Origin of the sequence: Pseudoalteromonas sp. BSi20480, from assembly GCF_000241365.1 — a bacterium.
Lineage (GTDB): Bacteria > Pseudomonadota > Gammaproteobacteria > Enterobacterales > Alteromonadaceae > Pseudoalteromonas > Pseudoalteromonas marina.
The window spans coordinates 1-26880 of sequence record NZ_BADX01000161.1 but is presented as its reverse complement, the minus strand read 5'-3'; the positions used below and the strand labels follow the sequence as shown (position 1 = coordinate 26880).

The window sequence follows — 26880 nt, the reverse complement described above, 5'->3', positions numbered from 1 at the left end:
GTTTAAAAAATAACGCTATACTGAAAGTATGACCTTAACTAAGCGGTGTATGCTATGCAACAAATTGAAATATTTGATATTCCAAGTCCTTGTAAAAGTATTTGCTTAGTTAACAATAGAGGGTATTGCAAAGGGTGTTACCGTAGTCGTGACGAGCGATTTTTATGGAACTCTTTAACCAATGCACAAAAGAAAAAAGTTTTGAGCCTGTGCCAGCAGCGCTACAAGCGATATCTACTTAAAAAACAGCAAGCTGAAAGTGCAACTAACACGACAAAGCAGCACGGATTCGATTTTTAATCATACATATTGTATTTAGCTTTAAGCGCATAAGCCGTGCCATTGTTATGAAGTTTATTAAGTGCCGCTTCTAAGCCTTCAATTAGGTGCGCATTTTGTTTGTTTAAGTAATGATAAACAGGTGTTACACGTAGTGTTTCTTTTTGGTAGCAAACATCAGGATGCTGGATTGGTAGACTGTCAGATGCAAAATCGAGTAGCAATATACCTTTTACTTTTTCTTGAGTAAGCAGATTTAGTTGCGTACTTATATTTTTTACTTCAATTACATTACCATCAAATTGCGTATTTTTTATGTACTGTGCTTGTATGGGGCAATCAGCTAAAATAGCAACGTTATCGAGCCGGTTTAATACGCTTTGCTGGCAGTTTTTATACAGTATTAATTTAAACTTGAACAATGGGTAGTTAACAGGCAGCAAATTAGGAAAATCTACCTCTATACTGTTGTCTCGACCCAACTGTCCGTCTAGTGTGCCATTATTAGCAGCGCGAAGAGCATTTTGGGGATTAAAATCGATAAGGTGTATTTCGTAGCCTATGTCCTTGTAGGCGAGTGTAAGAAGCTCAAGAACATAATTTGCTTGCGGTACGTTATCAGGACGGTTAAATGTGAGCGTGTTTTGATTGCTAAAACATGCCGTGCTCAACATAAAACACGTTAATAGAAACAATACACTAAAGCGACTTTGCATTATCATTTCCAATTACTGCTGAGATAAATTAATAAGAGGCGTATAATAGCAAGGTGCTTGCTTTTTGCCCAGCACTGCAAGCTATGTATTACACCCTAAGTCATATAAAGAATGAGGAAATCCTGTGAGTTTTAACCTATGTTTATTACCACGTGAAGATAAGTACCAAATCCAGCTCGACTATGAAGCCTCATTTTGGGCATACCAAATTAAGCGTAATAAAAAACACGCGAGCAAGTTTATAATACAATCCATAGCCGTCCAGTAGCAGAGCAAACGGTATTAAAACAAAAGTTTGAGCAATATTTGGCACTAATGCTTAGTTAAAATGTATACCACCCAATTATTAGATAAAGTAAAAACACCCTTAGTAAATAAATTTTACAAACTACATGGGGCTAGCGGGCGCGCTAATAAGCAAGATCAAGTATGGGTTATATACTTAGATGAGCAAATAGTGGCTGCATGTAGGGTGCAACATAAATCCAATTTTTTGTTTTTATCCACGGTTTATGTTGCTAAAGAACATCGCTCAAAAGGGCTGGCAAAGCAATTAATAACTGATCTTTTGAAGCATCAACACATGCATGTTTATACCTTTGCATTTAAAAACATAGTCGATTTATACCTCAGTATTGGTTTTAACCAAGTGTTAACATATACTGCTGATCTACACGTACTTTTTGATATGTATAAGCACCGTAATATTGTCGCACTAGAGTACCCATAAAAATAAAAACCATATGGAATGACCATGAGTAAGGGCGTTAATTGGATTTTAAGTTGCTGCTTAGTTTTAATAACTATAGTGAGTTGCCAGGCTGGTGCACAAGTTAAGCGTTTATCACCCAGTGAAGGCCTATCACAAAGCTACGTTAATACCATACTCATCGATAACAACGGGTATTTGTGGCTTTCTACCGAAGGGGGGTTAAACCGTTACGATGGGTATCAAGTAACCCCGATTAATGGCCCAAATGGAGAGCTAGAAGAAGCAATTATTGACAGAATATACCAAGACATAGACGGTTATATTTGGATTGCCTCATTACTCGAGGGCCTGTTTAGATATGATCCAGCCACTGATACTTACAAGCAATTTTTAAGTCCTCCAAGCAACGAAGAGCAAATTTTTAATCAATCAGTATTTACCATGCTAGCGGCTGATTCAAAATCACTGTGGATTGGACGAGGTCGAGATTTTGCGAAGCTCGATATTCAAAGCGGTGTGATTGAATCTGTTTTTGAGCTGCCTAAAGAATACAAAAATACATTAGTAAGAAGCTTGTTTCATTATAACGGTTACATTTTTATAGCGACCTCTCACGGTGCTTACGTTCATGATATTGCTAATGATCTAACTCGTCCATTACAGCATTTAAAAGGTGAGGCGGCGCATGTTTACCAAAATAATGTTAAGTCGTTTGAGCTGGGTGAAAATAACCAGTTATTAGTCGGCACGGTCAAAGGTATGTATCAGGTTGATATTAGTGATTTACCAAGCATGTTTGAACGTCCCGATATTGCATTCAAAAATAAAGTGCTACTTGCCGACCTAAATGTGTGGAAAATAGAGTACAACCAAGGTGAAATCGATCTTGCGACAGACAAAGGGTTATTCAAATTTGATTTAAACAGTGGTGAGTTAATAAAAAATACACGAATCACTCAAAGTAAATATACCTTAGCCGACACCAGCATTATTGATATGGCCAAAGATAAGTCTGGTGGCGTATGGGTGGCCACAAAAAGTGATGGTGCCTTTTATCTATCAAAAGATACGTATCATTTTAACAATGTTGATGGCAGTGTGCTGGGTGGCGCAGGTTTATCTCACCATTCAATATGGGGAATAACCGAATTTAACGAAAAGCTTTGGCTTGCAACCAATAATGGCTTAACTGAGGTTGATTTAAAAACCAATACCAGCAAAGTATATTTAAAAGATTATAAAGCTGACGCTTACACACGTGAGTTTAGCGTTTGGCAAATTATGCCCTATAAAAATATGCTTTGGCTTAATACAAATCGAGGCTTGTATATTTTTGATCCAAATACGTACCAAGTCACTGAACCTAAAACAAAAAATGTGGCAAACCAAGATCATATCTCAGGGTGGGTACACGGTGTTGCTTTAATGCCAAATGGCGATTTATATTTTATGCATCGTGACCATGGCGCGTTTGTTTATAACATAGACACTAAAATTGTGACACGATTGGGCGGTGAATTGGCACAATTTAACCCTTTTTTAGCGCATGGTTTTTTACCCGCTTTACCAAATAAACCTGACTGGCCACTCTTTTTTAATGCCGGTATTTTATATCAATTAAACCCTAACAACCTAGCGTTAGAAATGATTTATAAAGTACCCAAACAACATGAAAACGTTGCAATTAGTGTGCTTTCATACGTAATTGATAATAACAACGTGTTGTGGATCTCTCTTTCTAACTTTGGCTTAATTGGTATTGATTCATCAACGTATGAACACCTTCATACTATTGATCTTGATAAGAATAAATTAGGTACATTACTTTACAGTATGGTGCTTGACGACGACGGTATGATTTGGATGAGTAGCCATAAAGGAATATGGCGTTTAAATCCAGAAACGCTCCACTTTCAGCAGTTTAGTACAGCCGAGGGGCTTTTATCGGCTGAATTTAATAGCTCAGCAATGGCGCAGCTTAACGATGGCCGCATTGTATATGGGGGGTTAAAAGGAATAACGTATTTTCATCCAATGGAAAACCAAAGTTATAAGCCGCTTATAGAGCATGTAAATATAACGCGGGTAAATTTAATGTCCCGAGAGTTATCTCGCGATTTAAGGCAACCTCTGAATGAAGTCGTTTTAAACCACGATGACATTGGTCTTGAAGTGGCTTTTTCTGCAATGGCTTTTAGTAATCAAGAACGTATTATTTATGAGTACCAGCTTGATAACGGGCAAAAACCTACGCAAGAAATAACAACCGAGTACTATTTCCTAAGTTAAACCCTGGTAGTTATACATTAAAAGTTTGGGCTAAAGACCCCTTAACGGGAATTTTTACCAAGCCAGCTACATTAAAAATAAAGGTTAAATACCCACTTTGGCGTGCGCCTTATTTTATGGTGTTATACGGCGCTTTATTTTTATTTTTTATTGCCATGTGGGTCAGGCGACGTAATAAAATTCAACGTATCTTATTGGCTGCGCATAAAGAAAGTAAAGACAGTGAGTCCCGTTTAAAGCTTGCCCTTGAAGGCAGTGAGTCTGGCGTATGGGATTGGCAGTCAAGTAATCCAAGTATTTATCAGCCTCGTTTAAGTAATGAGCTGGGTTATAAACACGATACTGTAAGCCTTGATGAATACTTGGCTAAAATACACCCGCAAGAAAAACAACTATTTCGTTTAGAGTGGTTAGAGTTTTTGTCGACCGATAAAGGCTACTTTAACTGTACATACCGTGTACGTCATGCCAAAGGTTATTGGCGTTGGTATAAAGACTTTGGCAAAGTGGTTGAGTGGGATGAAAAAACGCCTCAAAAAGTAGCAGGTACATACACTAACATGACCCGTGAAATGGTATTTGAAGAGCACGCACGCTTATTTACTGCTGCATTTGAACAAACTCGTGATTGGGTTTTTATTCTCGATAAAAACTTTAATGTTCGTGCCTCTAATAAATCACTGCAAACCGCTTTTAACTTTGCTGCAGAGCCCATTTCAAGTAGGGCGTTAAAATTAGGTATGTCGCCTAAAAGCCGTGTTGATTACTTACGTATTATGAAAAAGCTCTCAGAAGGGGAGCATTTTTCTTGTGAAGATATGGTGCGCCTTCACAATGGAGAGTCTCGCCATGTGCTAGTTAAAATAAGTGCGGTTGCTGATACAGAACAACGCTTAAGCAGCTACGTGATTATTTTAACGGATATACATGCACAAAAACTGGCAGAAAGTGAACTGCACCAACTCGCTAACTTTGATGTGTTAACCGGCTTACCGAATCGTACGTTGTTTAATGATAGGGTTGAGCATGCCCTTGAGCAAGCCCAAAAGCACTTATGCAAAGCTGCGCTTTTACATATTAATATTAAGCGCTTTAAATATTTTAATGATTCATTAGGCCACGAAGTCGCCGATGAACTTATTAAAAAAGTTGCAGAGCGGTTAAAATGCTCACTACGTTCATCAGACAGTATTGCACGATTTGGTGGTGATGAATTCGTGGTCCTGGTTGAAGATATTCACCAAATAGAAGAAGTATTACTTATTTGTACCAAACTTATGGATTGCGTGAATCAAAATATAAGTATTAACGACCAAGTAGTGAATATTAATTTAAGCATTGGTGTTGCTATTTCTCCTGATGATGCAACACAAAGTGGTGCCTTACTGAAGGCGGCAAACATTGCGCTCTATCATGCCAAAGGTGCGCTTGAAAGTAATTATCAATTTTACAAACAAGAAATGAATCAGCATGTTCAAAAAGCCCTTCATTTAGAATCACAGTTAACAAAAGCCTATCAAGAGCATGAGTTTTGTAATTATTACCAACCTATTATAAATGCTCACACACATCAAACTGAAGGCTTTGAAGTATTACTTCGCTGGCCTGAAAATAAGCGAATCCAAACACAGGAGTTTTCGTTGGCGGCTGAAGGTGTTGGTTTAATAACTAAAATAATGCTACAAACCTTTAACAGAGCATTAAATGAGCTTAACGAATGGCGAAAAGCATCTCCTGATTTGTATTTATCGATTAACTTATCGGCATTAGATTTTGAATTTATAGAGCTTGTGCCAGAGATTAAAAAAGCGCTTATTAATGCTAACGTGCCATCAGAGGCTATTGTATTTGAAATAACAGAATCTATTTTAATGCGTGACTCAAACCTTGCACTGCAAAGTATGAAAAAGCTAAAAGAGTTAGGCTGTAAACTCTATATGGACGACTTTGGTACCGGCTATGCATCGCTGACTTACTTAAAGCGTTTTCCTATAGATGTGCTTAAGATTGATCGAAGTTTTGTTCAAGACATCGGTATTGATTCTGATGATGAGGCAATTATTGAATCAACACTCACATTGGCACACAGTTTAGGCAAAGAGTGTGTGGCTGAGGGCGTTGAAAGCCTGCAGCAGCTTCTGTTTTTAACCGCGTTAGGGTGCAAGCATTTTCAGGGCTATTTATTTAGTAAGCCTGTTCCAAGTGAAGATGTACCAGCGCTCATAGTACGTGACTGGCAAGATATTTTTAGTAGTAACCTACACGCAGATCATAGATAAGCGGTCATAAATATCAAAAATAGTGTTATTAGTCCTTTTAAGCACAGTGCACGTTAAGTTGCAATATTATAGCGCCTTACTGGTTTTAGGCGCTCTGAACATAACGTAAGTTATTGGGCTGAGTTTATTTTGTGTTGAGCACCATGTTAATGCTGCCTTCTTCAAAATCGCGGCTTACTTTAAAGCCCAACTTGCGGGCAAGTTCAATCATACCTGTGTTTTCTGGTAGTGTTATACCTTCAATCCATTCAACGCCTTGGCGTTTACAATGGTTAATTGCAGCATTCATTAAAATTCGACCTAGCCCTAAGCCCTGGCAATCAGAACGAACCACAATAGCAAACTCAGCATGCACGTTGTCGGGATCCATAATCACACGCGACACCCCTAAGGTACGTGTTTTTCCCTCTAAGCGTTGGCAAACAATAAACGCCATTTCTCGGTCGTAATCAATTTGAGTCATTTTAGCAAGTTGATCGTGGTTAAATTGAGGTAACTCGCCAAAAAAGCGTTTGTAACGATCTTCTTTATTGAGTGATTGATCAAATGCCTTGTGGGCTTGTTCATCTTCAGGTTTTATTGGCCTAAGCGTTGCTTGAGTATTATTTTTTAGCGTTACTATTTCTACAAGATCTATAGGGTAGGGGCGAATACATAACCGTTTGCGGTTACTTTTTGACTGGTATCGATTTAGCGTTATGGTGGCATCAAGTACTAAAAATTGCCCGTTACTTGCAAGTATTGGGTTAAGTTCCATTGCGCTAATATCTGGTTGATCCACAACGAGCTGTGAAATACGCGTGAGCAACGCACATAAACGATATTTGTCGACCTTTTCAGGTAAAATGCGATCTTTTAATACGCCTTTATCATGTGCGGCAGCAATTAAATATTTAGCCAAGTTCATATTAAGGGGAGGGAGGGCTACTGCCGCTTGAGCGTACTCAAGCCCTGTACCTGCCTCACCAAGTAAAATAACGGGGCCAAAATTAGGCTCTGTTTTAATTGCAATCCGCAGCTCGTTTGCACCTGCACGCGGTGCCATTTTTTGGAGTGAAAACCCATCAATAGTGGCATCCGGATAAGTGTTTTTAATACGAATAAGCATCGCAAATGCGGTTTGCTCAACTTCATTGGCATCGTTTAGATTTAAAACCACGCCGCCGACTTCAGACTTAGAAGCAATACTTGGGCTTATAAGCTTAAGCGCAACGGGAAAACCAAGCTCTATTGCTTGTTCTTTTGCTTCAGTAGGTGTGTACGCCACTTTAGTTTCAATACATTCAACACCATAGTGGCTTAGTACTTGGCTTGCATTGTGAGTGGGTAGATAGGTTTGTTCTTCATCTAAATATTCAGTTATTAACGTTGTGGCAGCAGCTTTGTTTATTTTTGCATCGTCAGTGTTAGACTCTGGCGTTTGCGTTAAATGTTTTTGGTTTCGACGATACGACACCAAGTGCATAAACGCACCGACAGCGCCTTCAGGTGTTCGATAAGTAGGAATTGCATTATTAGCGCATATTTTTCTGGCTGCAAATGAAGCATCTTCACCCATAAAGTTGGTAAACACATAAGGGCGAGCCATTTTGGGCAACGTTTGCAGCGCTTGAACAATAACACTGGCATAGTCTTCACTTGGAGCCAGTGCCGATGGGGTATGTATTATCAATAAGTTTTTTACTTCTTTTGCATGCAATAATATTTCTAATGCTTGTTTGTAACGCGCTGGTGCCGAGTCACCAAAAATATCAATCGGGTTGGAGGTTGCTTCCGAGCGGGGAATAACGTGATTAAGCGCACTGCGTGTTTCACTACTAAGCGCCGCTAATTTCCCAGAACGTTGAATTAGCTCATCAACCGCCATAACACCCGGGCCTCCACCATTTGTTAAAATAGTGAGCTGTTCAACTTGCAATAATTTTGGGTGCATGGCGAGCGTTTGTGTTGCAGCAAATAGCTCTCGTAGGTCGTTAACGCGCAGCATACCCGCACGTTGAAATAACGCATCGTATACGGCATCAGAGCTTTGTTTTCCACCGGAATGGATCTCTGCAGCAAGAGCGCCAGCATTTGTCTTTCCAGTTTTTATGGCAATAACAGGTTTACTAAATGCAGCCGCTCTTGCGGCCGAAATAAAGCCACGAATGTCTTCAATGTTATCAATATAAAGTAAAATAGCTTTAGTTTTTGAATCACGCCCTAAAAAGTCGAGCAGCTCATCAAAATCAATATCTAAACACCCTCCCACAGAAACAAAGTACGAAAAGCCAATATCTTTATTTTTAGCCCAATCTAATATGGTTGAACATACCGCTGCAGATTGAGATACAAAGGCAATTTTACCTGGGCTTGCCACTGTATGAGAAAAGCTGGCATTTAACCCAATGTGGGGAATTAATAGCCCTAAGCTATTAGGGCCTAATAAAGTAACGTTGTGTTTATGGGCGCATGCTTTTAGCGCACTTTTTTGATCGTTCGTTAAGCCATCGGCAATAATAATAGCGCTTTTACAGCCCAGCTCACCTAGTTGGCTAATAATGTCGAACAGGGTATTTTTATTGGTACAAATAACGGCAAGATCAGGCACTTTAGGTAGATCATTAATACACGGGTATGCAAGTACGCCATGAACAGCGCTATAGCTTGGCGTTACAGGCATGATTGGTCCTTTAAAACCGCCTTGTAACAAATTACGCATAACGACAAAACCGGCACGAGAGGCGTTATTTGACGCACCTATCACTGCCACTGAGCTTGGTTTAAAAAACTGACTAATTCGCTTTAGGCTCATTGCGTTTCCTTAGCTTTTAAATTTTGCGTTATGCATTGTCTCAATGTACCCTGTTTAACAGGTTATTTCGAGTTTATAGATACGTATTATTGATATCAATCAAGGAGTTTACTGTGATTAAAACACCTGGTTTTCACACTGTGCTGGCGGCTATTTTTTTAAGCCTAGGCTTAATTAGCTTAGGGTTTATTTTAAAAAGTGCAGCACTAAATGTAAAAGAAATGGAGCGTACAGTACAAGTTAAAGGATTAGCAGAGCAAGAGGTGATTGCCGATACTGTTATATGGCCTTTGCAATTTAGCGATGCAGATAACGACCTTGAAAAGTTGGTAAATAGGGTTGAGAAAAAAAACGCAGCCGTGATCGCATTTTTAAAACTGCATGGTTTTGATGACACTGAAATATCACTTGGTAGCCAATCTATTGTTGATAAACAGGCGCGCGAGTACGGCAATGAAAACCAGCAATTTAGGTACATTGTTCGTTCAAATATGACCGTTTATTCTAGCGCTGTAGACAAGGTGCAAAATGCGCTGAGCAAAGTAAGCCAATTAGCTAAACAAAATATTGCCATAGTACAAGATAGTTACGAAACACGTGTTGAGTATATTTTTACAGGGCTAAACGATGTGAAACCGGCCATGGTGCAACAAGCTACTGAAAAAGCCCGCGAAGTAGCTAACAAGTTTGCTAGGGATTCCAATTCAAAACTAGGAAAAATAAAAACAGCTCGCCAAGGGCAGTTTAGTATTACTAATCGCGATTCAAATACACCACAAATAAAAAACGTAAGAGTAGTAACTACTGTTGAATACTACTTAAACGACTAGGATCTATTTATTATTCTAGGTTAAATTTATAGCGGTGTGTTTAGTATTTATGTAACTCATTAGGTTACAAATCTCGTACCTTGGTAAAATAGTTACTCGATTGGCCAACGCTTAATCTATCAGGGTTTTCACGACCTAAACTGCTTTAACTAAATGTGCAACTTGCGCGGTTGAACGTTGCAGGTAAGCAGCACTAAGTAAAATACTGGTTTCGTTAAGATCTGTTCCTTTTAATATATTTGCCAACTGCTGTTTAGCTGTTGGGTTTTGTTTTTGTTCTATTTCCATCAAGGCTAACAGTGCCGAAAATTCATGCTTAACCGGCGTGCTTGGTTTATTTGCATACGCAATGTAACAAGCAACAGGTGTTAGGCCACGAGCATTGGGTTGGGCAAGCGCTTTTACTAAGTCATCGTTAGATTCAAATAACATTAATGAGCGTATATAGTTAAATGCCAGCTTTTGGGCATTAGCGTGTTTAAATACAGTGTGTAACACATTATTGCCTTGGGTATCTTGTGCCAAGAAGCCCTTATTTTCTCTAAGCGCCGGAGTAAAAAACGTCAAGGCATCTGTGGTTGTTAACTGATTGATAAAAGGTGCAGGTGGGGTATTGCTTGCTAAAATACGTGTTGCTACATTTTGCATAAAATCGTACTTAATACTCATACGCAAAGCGCTTTCGTACAGATGATTAAGCTGCTGTGTTTGTTGGGCTGGACTTAACTGCTTAAAATCATTATCAAGTTCATTTAATTGATGCTTTGAAATACGTGCGTTAAGTAACTGTATGCATAACTCCATAATTTTTGCGCCTTTTAAATACCTTTTTGTTTAGCTTAACCTATTATTGCCAAATGTTACAAAATACAAAAAAGGTCGCATAAGCGACCTTTTAGTTAGCTTTATAAATTGGGATTAAGCTTTTTTGCTTGCTACCCATTCATTTACAAAGTTTTCTAGTACGTTAAGTGGTACTGGGCCATTTTTTAGCACTACATCGTGGAATTGACGAATATCAAACTTGTCGCCAAGTTGCTTTTTAGCGTCTTCACGTAGTTCTAAAATTTTCAACATACCTACTTTGTAAGCCGTTGCTTGCGAAGGCATTACAATGTGACGCTCAACCATTTTAACGCCGTCAGAAGTGGCATTAGGGGTGTTATTCACATAGTAATCAATCCCTTCTTGGCGAGTCCACTTCATTGCGTGAATACCAGTATCAACCACTAAACGGCACGCGCGCCATAATTCCATAGAAAGACGACCAAAGTCTGAGTATGGGTCTGAGTACATACCCATTTCTTTAGGTACAAGCTCAGAGTATAAACCCCAACCTTCAATGTAGGCTGTGTAGCCGCCAAATTTACGGAACTTAGGCACACCTTCTAGTTCTTGCGAAATAGCTATTTGCATGTGGTGACCCGGAATACCTTCATGGTAAGCCAGTGCTTCCATTTGGTACGTTGGCATCGCTTCCATGTCATAAAGGTTTGCGTAGTAAATACCCGGGCGTGAACCATCTGGCGCAGGCTGTTGGTAAAATGCTTTACCCGCCGCTTTTTCACGGAAAGCTTCAACTGCTTTTACTTTAAGGTCAGCTTTTGGCTTAACAATAAATAGCTCATCAAGACGCACTTTCATTGTGTCTATCATAGCTGTTGCTTCGTCAAGGTAGCGTTGTTTACCCTCTGCTGTATTTGGGTAGTAAAATTGCTTATCAGTTTTCATAAACTGCATAAACGCTTTTAAATCGCCTTTAAAGCCTACTTTATCTTTAATTTCACGCATTTCGTCATGTATACGGCTTACTTCTGATAGGCCAATAGCATGAATTTCTTTTGCAGTTAAATCAGTGGTAGTTGTGCGTTTAAGTGCATTATTGTAAAAGGTATTACCTTCAGGTAATTTCCAAGCACCATCACGATCGTCAGCACGCTTTTCAAGTTGTGCTAGGTAGTTAATAAGCTTTGAGTAAGCTGGCTTAACTGCTGATTTTAACGCGTCAGTTGCTTCGTTAATAAGTGCATCTTTTTCGTCTTGGTTGATTTCAAGTGCCGTTACTTTGCGTTTAAAGTCTGCTAAAAGTGTTGAATCGTCACCTTTTTCAAATGGTGCACCTTGAATAATGTTTTTGCTTGAATCAATAACATGTGGAAACACAAACTTAGGCGCAATAATGCCTTTGCTTGCTCGTGTTTCTAAATCAGTTACTAATTGGTCAAATACCGTAGGCACCCCATTTAAACGCGAAATGTAGTCTTTTGCTTCTTTAACATTACTAATTGAATGTTGGTTTATTAAAAATGCAGGCACCATAGAGTGTGTACCAAACATTTGGTTTACAGGGTAGTTGTGGTAACGCCATTTAAAGTCAGCAATTGAGCTTTCTAAGTCTTGTTTTTTTAAGTCGTAGCTTACTTTAGTTGCATCGTCTAGCAGGTCGCGGTTAATCGCGTTTAGGGCAACTAAGTCGGCTTTAGTTTCAGCGAGGTCTTTGAGTTTTTGCTCTTCGCTGCCGTCATCCCACTTATCGTAATCTTTTTTAATACCCATGTAAGTTTGGTAAACCGGGCTGCTCATCACATCACGGTTAAAGGTATCTTCAAAAAACGCATTGGCTTTGTCAATTTCGCTTTGTACAGGTTGCGCTTGTACAATTGGAGTGGTTACAGATTGTTGTGGTGCTTGTTGGCAACCAGCAAGGAGTGCAACACTCACAGCTGCTGCAATAAAGGTAAGTTTACGCATTGTTTTCCCTTTTGTTGTTAGAAACCCATTAGGGTATTTTAATTTTTCATGTATTCGCTTTACATGACGTATAACGCCCAATGCATTATACGAACAATTCTAGCAGGTCATTTAAAAAGCGATGCCCTTTAAGGCTCACTTGCCAGTGACCGTCTTTTTCTATTAATAAACCGGTGTTTATGGCTTTATTTAAAGCTGCTTGTTGGCTTTGCAATGGCTGATTAGTCAGCGCACTGTAGTCTTCAATCGGGCATGGCTCTGCAAGGCGAAAGCGATTCATAAAAAACTCGAAAGCCAAATCGTCTTGCTCAACGTGCCAGCTTTTATACAAATAAGGCTTTACCATATCCATGTAGCCACGGGGATGTTTGACCTTTTCAGTTCGGGTAATTATGCCGGTTTTTGCATTGGTAACCTTACCATGAGCACCACAGCCAATCCCCAGATAATCGCCAAACCGCCAATAATTTAGGTTATGTTGGCATTGATAGCCCGGTTTTGCATACCCTGAAATTTCGTATTGTATATAACCTGCTTCTGCAAGTAGTGCTTGGCCTTGTTCTTGAATATCCCACAGAGTTTCATCTTGAGGAAGTGTTGGCGGTTTAGATGCAAACTGAGTATTAGGCTCTATGGTAAGTTGGTACCACGAAATATGTGGCGGATCGAGGGCAATAATTTGCTTTAAATCACTTAATGCATCGTCTAAGGTTTGCCCTGGTAAGCCGTGCATTAAATCAAGATTAAAGCTATTTAAACCAGCTTCTTTGGCTTGCTCTGCTGCATAGGTTGCCTCGTTAGCACCATGAATGCGGCCAAGCGCTTTTAACTTGTCGCTTTGCAGGCTCTGTATGCCAATTGAAATGCGGTTTATACCTGCTTTCACATACTCTTTAAATCGGCCCGTTTCTACTGTGCCTGGGTTTGCTTCGAGGGTTATTTCACAATTATCGGCAAGGCCTATAAGGCTATCTACTTCGCTTAGTAGGCGTGTATAAGCATCACCGGTCAATAAACTTGGGGTACCGCCACCAATAAATATACTGTGAATTTTTCGCCCTTGGACTAAGTGTAAGTCGGCTTTTAAATCGTCTATTAAATGCTGAACATATTCAGCTTCAGGAATGTCGCCTTTTTGCCCGTGGCTATTAAAGTCGCAATAAGGGCATTTTTGCACGCACCAAGGTACGTGCACATATAAACTTAGAGGAGGAAGAGTCACAGGCCGCCTTTTAGTTGTAGCTTATTTAGCAAAGCCTGTAGTGCTTGACCGCGATGGCTCACAGCATTTTTTTGCTCTTTGGTTAACTCGGCGCTGGTACAGTTTTGCTCTTCAACAAAAAATACCGGGTCGTAACCAAACCCGCCTTCGCCATGTTGGGTTTGTGTAATTTCGCCTTCCCAGCTTGCGCTGCAAATAAGCGGGGTAGGGTCATCGGCGTGGCGCATTAATACTAATACACACCAAAAACGCGCTTTACGATTTGGGTTATTACCTAAATCATTCAGTAGTTTATCTATGTTGTCTTGATCGCTTGCGCTCTCACCAGCAAAGCGAGCAGAGTAAACCCCCGGTGCACCATTTAAACCATCAACCTCTAAGCCGGAATCATCAGCTATGGCTGGCATACCCGTAATTTTAGCTGCATGACGGGCTTTAATAATAGCATTTTCAACAAAGGTAGTACCTGTTTCGGCTACTTCACTAACGTTAAAATCACTTTGTGGAACTACATTAATATTAAGTGGGCTTAACATGTTGGCCAGCTCACTTACTTTGCCAGGGTTACCCGTGGCAAGGACTAAAGTTTTGTTCATAATATTATTTATCTACGTAAAATTTTTGCTGAAATTGCAGTGTTTGAAATTGATTACTTTGCTGTATTTCAATTTCAAAGCGCAGTATTTCTTCGTTTGTAAAATCGACTTGGGCAAGGTAATAAATCGACTCGCCTTCAATTACTTCTTTAAAGTTAAGCGTTTGTTTGTTGCCAAGTAGGTTTCTGGCTGTGCCAGATAACTTGGCCTTTTGAGCTGTATTGCCTGTATTGTTTTTTAACACAGAAATATTAACAATCCCTTTATATCCACTGCGCTCAAGCCCATAAGCCTTGGCAATTTGTGGCTGAATAAAGGTTGATGGAAAAGCAATGTAATGTACTTGCCACGGGCCAAGTTCTTTATATTGCCCGCCCAATGTTTGTTCGCTGTGTGCGTTAAATGCGAATGTTAAACAAGCAATAAAACAAAATTTAATTAACCGATTCATTGTTCACTCCAAAAATATAAAAAAGAGGCCATAAGGCCTCTTTTACTTAAAACAAAGGCTTAAGCTAAAAAGTCCATTAACAGCATTTGCAAAAACTGAATACCAATAATTAATACAAGTACTGATAAATCTAACCCACCCATTGGTGGAATAATTTTACGAAGTGGCTTGAGCATTGGCTCAGTAAGCTGGTGGAAAACCGCTTCAATAGGGTTGTAGCCTTGGCTTACCCAGCTGAGAATTGCGCGGATAATTAATACCCAAAATACTAAGTTTAAGCCTTCTTTTATTACGGTAATTAGAGCTTGAATAAACACGGGTTGCGCAGCCCATGCGCCGTAAATTACCAACATTAAAGTACTAATTTTGGCAATAGCTACAATAAATGCCAGCAATAGTGAGGCTAAATCAAGCCCACCTAACCCGGGTATAATTTTACGTAAAGGGTTGACTGCAAACGACGTTGCTTTAACCACAAACTGGCTCATTGGGTTGTAAAAATCGGCTTTTGCCCACTGTAGCCAAAAACGCAGTAGTACCACCATTAAAAACAAATCAAACAGAGTACTGATCAAAAATTGCATGGCATTCATAGTGTAACCTTTAATAGTAAAGTAGTTTTAAAGTTCTTTTTCCATTTGCATCGCTCGAGCAATACACGCATCCATCGCATCGCCAACGGTTTTAGTTAAGCCTTCGTCTTTTAAATGCTCAACTGCGGCATGTGTAGTGCCGCCTTTAGATGTTACGTTTGCGCGTAGCTGAGAAATGCTAATTTCTGGTTGGCTTAACGCCATTTCGGCAGCGCCAAGTGCTGTTTGTTGTACTAAACGACGAGCATCTTCATCATTAAAGCCAAGCGCTTTTGCTTTTTCTTCAATGGCTTCCATAAATAAGAAAAAGTAAGCTGGTGATGAACCTGTTACTGCAATGATATCGTTAATTTGCGCTTCTTGTTCGACCCACACCACAATACCTGTGCACTCAAATACTTGTTGAACAAATTCATGTTCTTGTTGCGTTTCGCCAGCGCCAAATAAGCCAGACACGCCACGCCCTAATAAAGACGGTGTATTAGGCATGCAACGTACAATTTTTACATCTTTCCCTAACATTTCGCGCAAGCGGCTTATTGTTAAACCAGCAGCTACTGAGATAAAGAGTTTATCACTGAAATCGATGCCAGACTCTTGAAACGATTTACATAAATCGCCCATCATTTGCGGCTTTACAGACAAAACAATTACATCAGCATCGCGTAGGGCTTCGTTATTGTCACTGGTGGTTTGCACCTTGAAATCGGCTGCTACCTTTGCAAGCTTTTCTTGGTTGCGGTTAGTCGCAATGATGTTGTTTGCGTCAAAGCCGTTTTTTACCATGCCACCAATAATAGCGTAGCTCATGTTACCTGTGCCTATAAATGCGATTTTTTTATCTGACATAAATCTGTTTTTACCTTTTAAGTTCGTGTTCCAAAAATGTCTGTTCCGATCCTCACCATAGTTGAGCCTGCACTAATTGCGGCTTCAACGTCATTACTCATACCCATAGATAGAGTGTCTAACTGTGGATATTGGGCCTTTAGTTTATCAAAGCAAGTTTGTAATTGCTCAAAATATTGAGTTTGTGTCGTTGGATCGTCACTTTTTGCAGGAATAGCCATCAAACCACGTAATCTTAACTGATCACATTGGCTAATAAACTCAGCAAGATTTGCGATGTCATCGGGATGACAGCCCGACTTTGCCTCCTCGGCGCTAATATTTACCTGAATAAGTACATTAAGTGGTGGTTTACTGGTTGGGCGCTGAGCGTTGAGGCGCTTGGCTATTTTGATTCGATCGACGCTTTGTACCCAATCAAAATTTTCTGCCACTAAAGCACTTTTATTTGACTGGATAGGGCCAATGAAATGCCAAATGATATCGCTATATGTGTGCAGTTGAGCTATTTTATCTACAGCTTCTTGAACATAAGACTCACCAAACTGGCGTTGGCCATAATTGTAGGCAGCAACTATATCGTCGCTAGGTTTGGTTTTAGACACCGCCAGTAAGGTTATTTCATCTTTGCTTCTGTGCGTGTTTTTTGCCGCGTTTGAAATTCTTGCGTAGGCGCAAGTGAGTCGTTCTGCTATTGTAACCATATAATTATCAGCCAGTTGTGGAGTCATAAATGGATATTACCGAATTATTAGCGTTTAGTGTGCAACACAATGCATCCGATTTACATTTATCGTCGGGTGTTTCACCTATGATACGCGTAGATGGTGATGTTCGCCGCATTAATATACCAGCCCTTGCAGATAAAGACGTAAACAGTTTAGTTTACGATATTATGAACGATACTCAGCGCAAAGATTACGAACAAAACCTTGAGGTGGATTTTTCGTTTGAGGTTCCTAATCTTGCTCGCTTTCGTGTTAATGCCTTTAATTCAAACCGCGGTCCTGCGGCAGTATTTCGTACTATACCGAGTGAAGTATTAACACTTGATGATTTAGGCGCGCCAGATATTTTTAAAACAATATCAGACAACCCGCGTGGGTTAGTGCTTGTTACCGGGCCAACAGGGTCGGGTAAATCAACAACACTTGCGGCCATGGTTGATTACATAAATCAAAATAAGCATCACCATATTTTAACGATTGAAGACCCAATCGAATTTGTTCACGATAACAAGTTAAGCTTAGTTAACCAACGTGAAGTGCATCGTGATACACACAGTTTTTCAAACGCACTACGTAGTGCGCTGCGTGAAGACCCCGATGTTATATTAGTGGGTGAGTTGCGTGATTTAGAAACTATTCGCCTAGCGATGACCGCTGCTGAAACCGGTCATTTAGTGTTTGGTACGTTGCATACAACCTCAGCGCCCAAAACCATTGACCGTATTATTGATGTATTCCCTGGTGAAGAAAAAGCAATGGTACGCTCTATGTTGTCTGAGTCATTGCGTGCGGTTATTTCACAAACACTCCTTAAAAAAATTGGCGGTGGGCGAGTGGCTGCTCATGAAATTATGATTGGTGTACCCGCCATACGTAACTTAATTCGTGAAGACAAAATTGCACAAATGTACTCGTCTATTCAAACGGGGGCATCAATTGGTATGCAAACAATGGATCAATGTTTAACAAACTTAGTTAACCGAGGCATTGTGACCAACACCGCAGCGCAAGCTAAAGCGCAAGACAAAACACAATTTGGTGGTTAAGGAATTATCATGACTTTATCTTTAAACCGTTACTTAATCACTATGATTGAGAAAAAAGGCTCTGATTTATTTGTATCTAGCCGTTTACCTGTTAGTGCAAAAATAAACGGTGAATTAATTCCTTTGGGCGACGACAAACTCACTGACGAAGAGTCTTTACAGTTGGTTGAGTCTGCGATGAGCGAAAAGCAAAAAGCGGAGTTTCATGCTACTAAAGAATGTAACTTTGCTATTGCAACCGACGAAGGGCGTTTTCGTATTTCTGCGTTTTGGCAGCGCGATAGAGCAGGTATGGTTATTCGCCGAATTGTGACACAGATCCCCGATGTCAGTGATTTGGGCTTACCTTCTACACTTACCGACGTCATTATGGCTAAGCGCGGTTTAGTTCTGTTTGTTGGTGGAACAGGAACCGGTAAGTCGACCTCATTAGCAGCCTTGATTGGCTACAGAAACCGAAACCAACGGGGTCACATTTTAACAATTGAAGATCCTATTGAGTTTGTTCATGAGCACCGCAAAAGTATTATTACTCAACGCGAAGTAGGGCTCGATACAGATAGTTTTGAGTCGGCGCTCAAAAGCTCATTACGTCAAGCTCCAGATGTTATTTTAATTGGTGAAATACGTTCGCAAGAAACTATGGAATACGCATTAAGCTTTGCTGAAACAGGGCATTTATGTGTGGCTACACTACATGCCAACAATGCTAACCAAGCCATTGACCGTATTATGCATTTGGTACCAAAAGAGAAACATGACAAGCTAAAATACGATCTAGCCCTTAACTTACGTGCCATTGTTGCTCAACAATTAATACCTACCTCAGATGGCGAAGGACGCGTTGCCGCAATAGAGATATTACTTAATTCACCTATGGTGGCAGAGCTGATTAAAAACGGCGATATTGGCGGCATTAAAGAGGCTATGGCTAAATCTAACGATATGGGCATGCAAACCTTCGACCAAGCCCTTTTTGAGTTATACAGGCAGCAACGTATCAACTATGCAGATGCACTGCATCATGCTGACTCACCAAATGACTTACGCTTGATGATTAAACTGCGCAATAACGAACAACAAGGTGCGGGCTTTTTACAAGGTGTAACTATTGATGGAATGGGGGATGACGATAACTAATTAGTTATTGTTATTAAAAAAGCGCGACTTTCCAGCCGCGTCTTTTTTAATATTTAACACACCTAATTACAGCGTTACTCACCGTAAAATGATTCAAAAAAACTTTCTAAAATAATTACCGCAGACATATTATCTACATTTCCTTTACCTAAATTTTTATAACCACCTTGCTCAAATAAACGGGCTTTTGCGTCAGCAGTTGTTAGGCGCTCATCTTGTGTTTGTACAGGAATGCCATAGTGATTATGTAACCTGTTAGCAAACTTTTTAGCTTTAAATGTCACCTCTTGTGAAGTGCCATCCATATTAAGCGGTAAACCGACCACCATTAAATCTGGTTGCCATTCGTTTACTTGTACTGCGATATGATCCCAGTTTGGAATACCATCTTGCGCTTTTACGGCCTTAAGGCTTGATGCGCTGCCAGTGAGTTCTTGCCCCACGGCAATACCAATACTTTTAGTGCCAAAATCAAATCCCATTACGGTGCGCTCGCCTTGTGGCTTAAATGTTCTTTTTGTCATTGATAATGTTTTACTTAGGCTGCTTTTCAAGCCGTTATGTTAAAGGTTTACATAAAAAAATTCACTTGTAATAGCGTGTCTATTTCCAAGTGAATTTATATTATGAACTTAATTTAGAAAGGAGATATTTAAGCATGCCCGGCTTCAGGGCTTAGTTGGCCTATATCAAAGCCAAGCATTGAAACGGCTTTTTCCCATCGTTTTTCAGCGGGCGTGTTAAAAATAATGGCCGGATCCGCTTCTATAATTAGCCAGCTGTTATCAAGCAGTTCTTGTTCTAGTTGGCCTTGTTCCCAACCTGCATACCCTAAGGTGATAATAAACTGCTCAGGGGCATGTGCTGTCGTTAAACTTGCTAGCACGTCTTTAGAGGTGGTGATCATAATATCACTACTGAGCTTTTGGCTTGAGGTATACCCGAGCTTAGGGGAGTGAAGCACAAAACCTCTATCTGTTTTAACTGGACCACCTGCAAACACAGCTACTTTAGCTGCTTGTTGGGTTTTGTCGTTATCGATTTCTATTTTATCAAGTAGTTCACCAACGGTTACGTTGATGGGTTGGTTTATCACCAATCCCATTGCCCCATCTTCATTGTGCTCGCAAATATACGTAACAGCACGTTTAAAAAAAGGGTCTTGCATTGACGGCATGGCGATTAAAAAATGATTTTCTAATGACTGCATAGATTTCACCCTTTCAGTTAATGAATTTTGAGTATGGCACAACCCTGTATTTTATAACTAAATAAGTTAACTGATTTTATTAAAATATTAATACAGCAAGTGCTGCATTAATATTTAAACGTTAAACGCATTGCGTTAAGCCAATTTAACTTATTTAACCTGAGGCTAGACTATTTAGCTAATTTTCTCTCAATAGCATCAAAAAGAATACCTGTGATTGATATATCATACGCGGCTTCAATTTCACGCACACACGTAGGTGCTGTTACGTTAATTTCGGTTAGCTTGTCGCCAATAATATCAAGGCCAACAAATACAAGGCCTTTTTCTTTAAGCGTGGGCGCAACGGCCTGTGCAATTCTCATATCTGACTCGCTCAATGGGCGAGCTTCACCACGACCGCCTGCGGCTAGATTTCCGCGAGTTTCACCGTTTTGTGGAATACGCGCTAAGCAGTAGGGAATGACTTCACCGTCAACCACAAGAACGCGTTTATCGCCTTGTGTAATAGCAGGAACATAATTTTGTACCATGGCATAGCGGCTGCCATGCTCGGTTAGGGTCTCGCAAATAACACCTATGTTTGCATCATCTTCTTTTACACGAAAAATAGACGCGCCGCCCATACCGTCAAGTGGCTTTAAAATAATGTCTTTATGCTCAGCTAAAAATTCACGAATTTGTTTTTGGCTGCGCGTAACTAAGGTATCTGGCGTGTGTTCGCTAAACCATGCAGTAAACAGCTTTTCGTTAGCATCACGCAAGCTTTGTGGTTTATTAATAATTAACGTGCCTTCATCTTCAGCGCGCTCTAAAAGATACGTTGCGTAAATGTATTCAGTGTCAAACGGCGGATCTTTGCGCATTAAAATTACATCAAGATCGGCAAGGGCAATGGTGGTTTTTTCTTCTAGTTCGTACCATTTTTCTTCGTTGTTAAATACACGCGCTTTGGCAGCGGTGGCATAAGACTTACCTTTACGAAGTGATAAATCATCCATCTCCATATAGTAAATTTCGTAGCCACGCTCTTGCGCCTGCATCATCATTGCAAAGCCGGTGTCTTTTTTGATGTTAAACCCACTAATAGGATCTGAAATAATACCTAATTTAATTGCCATGCGCTGTGCCTTAATCTATGTGTAATTACTACTAGAGTTTACTAATAGCTTTGATATGAGGGTGTTTTTAGCTATTTCAATTAGCTAAATCACCAAATTGTAGCTGTAATGCACTTAAGACCGTTAAAGCGGCGGTTTCAGTTCGTAAAACACGTGGCCCTAAACGAATATCAACAAATTCTTGTTGTTTAGTTTGTGCCATTTCTTCGTCAGTAAAGCCGCCTTCTGGGCCGACTAAAAACCGAACGCCATCTTTAGGTACAGTAATGGTTTTAATGCTGTGTTCTGCGCGAGGATGAAGCGTGAGCTTTATCGCGTTAGTTGATTGCTCAAGCCACTGTTTTATGTCTATAGGGGGGTGAACAACCGGTACATAATTACGCCCCGACTGCTCGGCTGCCGCAATCGCTATTTTTTGCCATTGTTGATGCTTTTTATCAAGGCGGTCGCCAATGAGCTTTACGCCACAGCGCTGACTAAAAATAGGGGTGATTTCGGTAATACCTAACTCAACTGACTTTTGAATTGTAAAATCCATTTTATCGCCACGCGATACGCATTGGCCTAAGTGAATTTTTAATGGTGATTCTACGTCGTGAGGATTAAATTGCTGTGGCATAACCACTACATTCTTTTTACTCACTTCTATAATTTCACTTAGGTATTCACCACCTTCGCCATTAAAAATAGACACATGTTCGCCTACTTTCATGCGAAGTACTCTGCCTATGTGGCCAGCTGCATCGTCATCGAGTGACACGGGAGTGTTTAGTGTAATAGAAGACGCTTGGTAAATATGAGGAACTCGCATGTGATTTCACTTATAAGTTGGCGATAAAGTTATATACCGCTATGTTAAGTAAGCTGCGAGCTAGGTGCAATTATTTATTGTTTATTAAGTAACTCTGTTAACTCAATAATATCGACTGATGTATCGGCTATGTCGGTATGACAAGATAGGTGGTTTGAAAAGCCTTCGTCTTTTACAGGGCTAAAAGCAAAACCGCTTTCATCTTGAGTGACTAAAAAACGTTTTTCATGCAGTGAGTTATAAATAAAACGTTGTTTTTCATCAGCCAGTAAATAATCGGTTTGATTAAACAATACACCTTTAATATCATGATGTTCATGCAAATAACTGGCAAGCTCAGAAACGCTAATTTCGTTTTCAAAATCGCAATAACAATAATCTTTAATGAGTTCATCAAACATCATTTTAACTAACTGGCGAGTATTAGCACCTGCAATGACTAAGGTACTTGGGGCATCTCGCTTTGCACTATTAAAATAGTGACCAGCAAACGCTCTGCTAAATTCGTTATCTATATCGATTAATAGATAGTTAGTAACTTCAAATGGCATAATGTCCCAGTGCAATTAAGCAAAGTGTTATGTAAGCAAGTTTTGTGTAAGCCCAAGCGAAAAATGTTTAATGTTAAATAGAAAACATGCTAATTAGTAAATAGCCTATTGCACAAAAAACAGCAAATTCAATACAAGCAATACCTATGTTGTCTTGATGATCAACTTCAAGTGCTGCATCAATATTGGGTAGTGATATTTTTTTTACAATAAATGTTAACGCATATAACAGTATCCACATTACACCGCAATGCATTACCAGTGTAAACAGGTTTTCAACCATTTTACCGTTTTGAAACGTAGCACTCGACAAGCCTGCATACGAGGCAAGCGCTAAACCAATTGATTTACCAGCATAGCGAATACCAATAGAGGTATTTTCTAAATTAAAATTACTTTGTAGCGAAGCGCCTTGATTGGCTTTTGCAAAACGATGTTCGCGTATTTTACTATCAAGTGCAAACATACCTTGCAGTAAAAAAAAGCTGACTAACGCGATTAATAAGTTACTGAACCCTTGAGTGTGGGTCCATGTGTAAAGGCCTAAGGTCATAATGAAATTAGCTATTAGCATGCCAGAGTCTACTAAGGCGGCGCATACATTTTGTTTTAAAATAGCCGCTTCTTCGTTAAAACGATGCAAAATCCACTTTCGGTGAATCAAATGTCCCACTTTTATAAATGAAAACAACAGCAACACTAATATTGCTACTTTAAGTGGATTAGATTGTGCGGTACTTACACTTATTTCATCAAATAAAAAGGCAATGGTTGCAATAACAACCGAAATCTCTGAAGCAAAATTGATCCCCATGGCAAAGTTATCATGCTGGGCTAATTCATCTTTAAGCGCTTGTTTTAATTTAATTTGAGTTATTATTCTTAATGAAAAAATAGTTAAGCAAATAACAGCAAAACTAATAGTAATCGCAACAAAACTAGTGTTAGATAAAGATAAATATGACATGGTTGTCCTAATTAGAGTTAACCTTTAAGGTTTTAATCATTCTAGTACGGTTACTGATGATATAAAAGAGAGGATTGATGAGTAACGCAATACAACTTCCTATTCAATTACAAAAACTTGGGTTAAAGCGCTATGAGCAGCTGTACCCGCAGCACCCTATAGAAAGCGAAGTTGTAAGGTTATTAGCGTTAAGCGACTTTGCTTGGCGCTGTATTCAGTCTCAGCCTGATTTAAAAAGCGGGTTGCTATGTGAAGACGAAATTAAAAGTAGAGACATACCTTCCCCCTTCGAAAACTTAACACTGGCAGATATAAACGAAGCACAGTGTCATCAAATACTTCGCAAATATCGTGAAAAATACTGGCTTAAAGTCGCTTTTTTAGATTTATGTTGTGAAAATCCAATTGCAGATAGCATTGAGTATATTAGCCAGCTTGCTGATAAGTTAATTCAAAGCGCTAACGAGTGGGCCCATGCGCAAGTGGCCACACTTAATGGTGAGCCTGTAGATGAGCAAGGGCAATCTTTGCCTTTAATGGTACTTGGTATGGGCAAGTTAGGTGGTAAAGAACTTAACTATTCTTCAGATATCGACCTTATATTTGCATACCCTCGTAGTGTTAAAACTCAAGGCGGCCGAAAAAGTATCGAGGCGCAGGTGTTTTACACAAAAGTGGCTCAAAAGTTAATAGCAGCACTTAACCAAACAACAGGGGATGGTCAGGTATTTAGGGTTGATATGCGCCTTAGGCCATTTGGTGAAAGTGGCCCGTTGGTCATGAGTTTTAACGCTATTGAAGATTATTACCAAGAGCAAGGGCGTGATTGGGAGCGTTACGCCATGCTTAAAAGTCGTTTAATTGGTAAGCCCAATCATTATTGGGATGAATTTAATCAATTGCTTAAACCTTTCGTATACAGACGCTATATTGATTTTTCAGTTATTGAATCGCTTCGTAAAATGAAACTCATGATTGCGCAAGAAGTTCGCCGTAAACGTTTAACCAATAATATAAAGCTGGGAGCTGGCGGAATACGAGAAGTTGAATTTATTGTTCAGGCACTACAAATGGTACGCGGCGGGCGAGAGGCTAATTTACAGACACAATCATTACTTAATGCGTTAAAACAGTTAGCACTAAACCAAGTTATTGATGACGACGAAGCAAAAGAGCTGAAAGGTAATTATCTTTATTTACGAAAAGTAGAGCAATACCTGCAAATATTCGACGACCAGCAAACGCAAACTTTGCCTGATGATGAAATAAACCAACAACGATTAAATTACCTATTATCGCAATCAGACTTTGCAGGGTCAGTAAATGAAATTGAGCAGGTAATGGCGCAGGTGCACAATGAGTTTATTCAGGTAATAGGGGAAGAAACAGAGCCTCTAGACACGTGTGAAGGTGCATTTATAAGTGCGTGGGATCATTGTGATGTCAGTTTTTTAAATGAACCTAAAGACGAATGGCAAGAGCCACTGCAAGACTTTAAATTACGTTTATCTAAAGTAAAAGTTGGAAATCGAGGGCGTGAGATTCTTGATAAACTCATGCCAGCCATGCTTAAACAGCTAAGCGACTTTAATGCCAGTGCCATAGTATTTGGTACTGTGTGCCAAATTCTTAATAAAATTATTTCGCGTACTGCCTACTTAGAACTGCTATATGAAAACCCAGGCACGTTAAAGCAGTTAGTTTCTTTGTGTTGCCATAGTAAGTGGATTGGCGAGCATATTTCTCGTTACCCAATTTTGCTTGATGAATTAATTGACCCTGCCGTGCTTTATAAACCAACACCACTTAGCGCTTATAAAGACGAAATACGTCAATATTTTTTACGCATAGAGCACGACGATTTAGAGCTACAAATGGAGTCGTTAAGGCAGTTTAAACAAACTCATCAATTACGGATAGCTGCCGCAGATGCCACTGGCGTTTTGGATGTTATGAAAGTAAGCGATCACTTAACTGCATTGGCAGAAGCCATAGTCGAGCAGGCCGTAAACATTGCATGGCATAACACGGTAAAGCGCTTTGGCATGCCGCCAAACACTGACAATGAACACAAGGGTTTTGCCGTTATTGCCTATGGTAAAACGGGTGGTTTTGAAGTGGGCTACGACTCAGATTTAGATCTTGTGTTTGTTCACAATCACGATGGCTCGAGTCAAACCAATGGCGATAAAGCGATTGATTCTCGCCAGTTTTATTTAAAACTTGCCCAACGTTTAATGCACTTATTTAATACGCGAACGGCGTCGGGTATTTTATACGAGTTAGATACACGTCTTCGCCCAGAGGGTGCTTCGGGTTTACTTGCTATCAATTTAGAGAGCTTTAATCACTATCAACAAACACAAGCGTGGACATGGGAGCATCAAGCGCTGGTTCGTGCTCGTATTATTTTAGGTCAAAATGAGTTAGAAGAACGCTTTTCGCAAATACGTAAAAATATACTTTGCCAAGCGCGTGAAACGCCTGTGTTAAAAGATGATGTCATTAAAATGCGAGAGAAAATGCGCGGCCACCTTGCAAAAGGGAACACGCAGTTATTTGACCTAAAACAAGATGCTGGTGGCATGGCCGACATTGAATTTATTACACAATACCTTGTTCTTAAAAATGCACACGATAGCGAGCAACTAAGTGTATTTTCAGATAATGTAAGAATACTTACTGATGCTGCTAAAATAGGCTGTATTACAAAAGAGCAAAAGCAGCAGTTAATTAAAGCGTATATTGACTACCGTTCGTGTTACCACGTACTCAGCCTAGATCAGCAAGGAAAGTTAGTTGAACGCGAGCAGTTTTTACAAGACATCACTAATGTGACTGCCATTTGGAAAGCGGTTTTTGAGCTGTAGGATTTGTTCAATCATATTTATTTGCTTTATAAGCAAACACGCTCTAAGTGATGTGCTTTTAAATAAAAAATCACG

At 39.7% G+C, this 26880-nt stretch carries 22 protein-coding genes and 2 pseudogenes; 8 read left to right on the top strand and 16 right to left on the bottom strand.

Annotated elements, in window-relative coordinates; translation table 11 throughout:
- Window positions 1–54: 54 nt before the first annotated feature.
- On the top strand, window positions 55–300 hold the full coding sequence (locus P20480_RS02400; protein ID WP_006793207.1) for a DUF1289 domain-containing protein: 246 nt from the start codon (window positions 55–57) through the stop codon (window positions 298–300).
- Here P20480_RS02400 and P20480_RS02405 read toward each other — a convergent pair.
- Window positions 297–995 carry a transporter substrate-binding domain-containing protein gene (locus P20480_RS02405; RefSeq protein WP_008132423.1) on the bottom strand — a complete coding sequence of 233 codons (699 nt, stop codon included), beginning with the start codon at window positions 993–995 and terminating at the stop codon, window positions 297–299. The two genes, P20480_RS02400 and P20480_RS02405, sit on opposite strands and share 4 nt — an antisense overlap.
- 124 nt (window positions 996–1119) lie before the next feature.
- Between P20480_RS02405 and P20480_RS19330 the strand changes: the two are divergent.
- The 3 genes and pseudogenes from P20480_RS19330 (at window position 1120) to P20480_RS18745 (ending at window position 6275) form a co-directional block, all read left to right on the top strand.
- A pseudogene (locus tag P20480_RS19330) lies at window positions 1120–1322 on the top strand (DUF3283 family protein).
- Window position 1323: 1 nt separating this feature from the next.
- Window positions 1324–1725: a GNAT family N-acetyltransferase gene (locus P20480_RS02410; RefSeq protein ID WP_008132419.1), complete on the top strand. Its 402-nt coding sequence runs from the start codon at window positions 1324–1326 to the stop codon at window positions 1723–1725.
- A 24-nt stretch (window positions 1726–1749) separates the two neighbouring features.
- Window positions 1750–6275, top strand: a pseudogene (locus P20480_RS18745) (EAL domain-containing protein).
- 124 nt (window positions 6276–6399) lie between these two features.
- Here the strand turns inward: P20480_RS18745 and P20480_RS02415 are convergent.
- A complete protein-coding gene (locus tag P20480_RS02415; RefSeq protein WP_008132410.1) occupies window positions 6400–9069 on the bottom strand; it encodes a bifunctional acetate--CoA ligase family protein/GNAT family N-acetyltransferase in 2670 nt (889 codons plus the stop codon).
- 113 nt (window positions 9070–9182) lie between these two features.
- Between P20480_RS02415 and P20480_RS02420 the strand changes: the two genes are divergently transcribed.
- Entirely contained in the window at window positions 9183–9899 is a 717-nt protein-coding gene (locus P20480_RS02420) for an SIMPL domain-containing protein (protein WP_006793200.1), read from the top strand.
- 135 nt (window positions 9900–10034) lie between these two features.
- Here the strand turns inward: P20480_RS02420 and P20480_RS02425 are convergent, their stop codons facing one another.
- The 8 genes from P20480_RS02425 to P20480_RS02460 form a co-directional block, all read right to left on the bottom strand.
- Window positions 10035–10703 (bottom strand): hypothetical protein, encoded by a 669-nt coding sequence (locus P20480_RS02425; protein ID WP_008132407.1) that lies wholly within the window; start codon window positions 10701–10703, stop codon window positions 10035–10037.
- 114 nt (window positions 10704–10817) lie between these two features.
- The gene (locus P20480_RS02430) at window positions 10818–12650 is read right to left on the bottom strand and encodes a DUF885 domain-containing protein (protein WP_008132406.1); all 1833 of its coding nucleotides are present in this window, start codon (window positions 12648–12650) and stop codon (window positions 10818–10820) included.
- Window positions 12651–12735: 85 nt separating this feature from the next.
- Window positions 12736–13872 (bottom strand): radical SAM family heme chaperone HemW, encoded by a 1137-nt coding sequence (hemW, locus tag P20480_RS02435; RefSeq protein WP_008132405.1) that lies wholly within the window; start codon window positions 13870–13872, stop codon window positions 12736–12738.
- Window positions 13869–14468 (bottom strand): XTP/dITP diphosphatase, encoded by a 600-nt coding sequence (locus tag P20480_RS02440; protein ID WP_008132404.1) that lies wholly within the window; start codon window positions 14466–14468, stop codon window positions 13869–13871. The genes hemW and P20480_RS02440 overlap by 4 nt, the downstream gene beginning before the upstream one ends.
- Window positions 14469–14472: 4 nt before the next feature.
- A complete protein-coding gene (locus tag P20480_RS02445) occupies window positions 14473–14919 on the bottom strand; it encodes a DUF4426 domain-containing protein (protein ID WP_008132403.1) in 447 nt (148 codons plus the stop codon).
- A gap of 59 nt (window positions 14920–14978) precedes the next feature.
- Window positions 14979–15512: a YggT family protein gene (locus P20480_RS02450; protein WP_006793194.1), complete on the bottom strand. Its 534-nt coding sequence runs from the start codon at window positions 15510–15512 to the stop codon at window positions 14979–14981.
- A 27-nt stretch (window positions 15513–15539) separates the two neighbouring features.
- Window positions 15540–16361, bottom strand: coding sequence for a pyrroline-5-carboxylate reductase (gene proC / locus P20480_RS02455; RefSeq protein ID WP_008132402.1), 822 nt, complete (start codon window positions 16359–16361; stop codon window positions 15540–15542).
- 17 nt (window positions 16362–16378) lie between these two features.
- Window positions 16379–17092 (bottom strand): YggS family pyridoxal phosphate-dependent enzyme, encoded by a 714-nt coding sequence (locus P20480_RS02460; RefSeq protein WP_008132401.1) that lies wholly within the window; start codon window positions 17090–17092, stop codon window positions 16379–16381.
- 2 nt (window positions 17093–17094) lie between these two features.
- On the opposite strand from P20480_RS02460, the gene P20480_RS02465 reads away from it, so the two are divergent.
- Window positions 17095–18135, top strand: coding sequence for a type IV pilus twitching motility protein PilT (locus tag P20480_RS02465; protein WP_006793191.1), 1041 nt, complete (start codon window positions 17095–17097; stop codon window positions 18133–18135).
- Window positions 18136–18144: 9 nt separating this feature from the next.
- Complete coding sequence (locus P20480_RS02470; RefSeq protein WP_008132400.1) at window positions 18145–19275, top strand: PilT/PilU family type 4a pilus ATPase; 1131 nt, start codon at window positions 18145–18147, stop codon at window positions 19273–19275.
- Between the two features lie 74 nt (window positions 19276–19349).
- On the opposite strand, the gene ruvX is transcribed toward P20480_RS02470, so the two are convergent.
- The 6 genes from ruvX to P20480_RS02500 form a co-directional block, all read right to left on the bottom strand.
- Window positions 19350–19799 (bottom strand): Holliday junction resolvase RuvX, encoded by a 450-nt coding sequence (ruvX, locus tag P20480_RS02475; RefSeq protein WP_006793189.1) that lies wholly within the window; start codon window positions 19797–19799, stop codon window positions 19350–19352.
- A gap of 128 nt (window positions 19800–19927) precedes the next feature.
- The gene (locus P20480_RS02480; protein WP_008132397.1) at window positions 19928–20485 is read right to left on the bottom strand and encodes a YqgE/AlgH family protein; all 558 of its coding nucleotides are present in this window, start codon (window positions 20483–20485) and stop codon (window positions 19928–19930) included.
- A gap of 170 nt (window positions 20486–20655) precedes the next feature.
- Window positions 20656–21606, bottom strand: a complete 951-nt coding sequence (gshB, locus tag P20480_RS02485; RefSeq protein ID WP_008132396.1) for a glutathione synthase — start codon at window positions 21604–21606, stop codon at window positions 20656–20658.
- 76 nt (window positions 21607–21682) lie between these two features.
- Window positions 21683–22417 (bottom strand): 16S rRNA (uracil(1498)-N(3))-methyltransferase, encoded by a 735-nt coding sequence (gene rsmE, locus P20480_RS02490; RefSeq protein WP_008132394.1) that lies wholly within the window; start codon window positions 22415–22417, stop codon window positions 21683–21685.
- Between the two features lie 74 nt (window positions 22418–22491).
- Window positions 22492–22968, bottom strand: a complete 477-nt coding sequence (locus tag P20480_RS02495) for a hypothetical protein (protein WP_006793185.1) — start codon at window positions 22966–22968, stop codon at window positions 22492–22494.
- A gap of 73 nt (window positions 22969–23041) precedes the next feature.
- A complete protein-coding gene (locus tag P20480_RS02500; protein ID WP_006793184.1) occupies window positions 23042–23935 on the bottom strand; it encodes a DUF350 domain-containing protein in 894 nt (297 codons plus the stop codon).
- A 77-nt stretch (window positions 23936–24012) separates the two neighbouring features.
- Between P20480_RS02500 and glnE the strand changes: the two genes are divergently transcribed.
- Window positions 24013–26805 (top strand): bifunctional [glutamate--ammonia ligase]-adenylyl-L-tyrosine phosphorylase/[glutamate--ammonia-ligase] adenylyltransferase, encoded by a 2793-nt coding sequence (gene glnE / locus P20480_RS02505; RefSeq protein ID WP_008132387.1) that lies wholly within the window; start codon window positions 24013–24015, stop codon window positions 26803–26805.
- The last annotated feature ends 75 nt before the right edge of the window (window positions 26806–26880 follow it).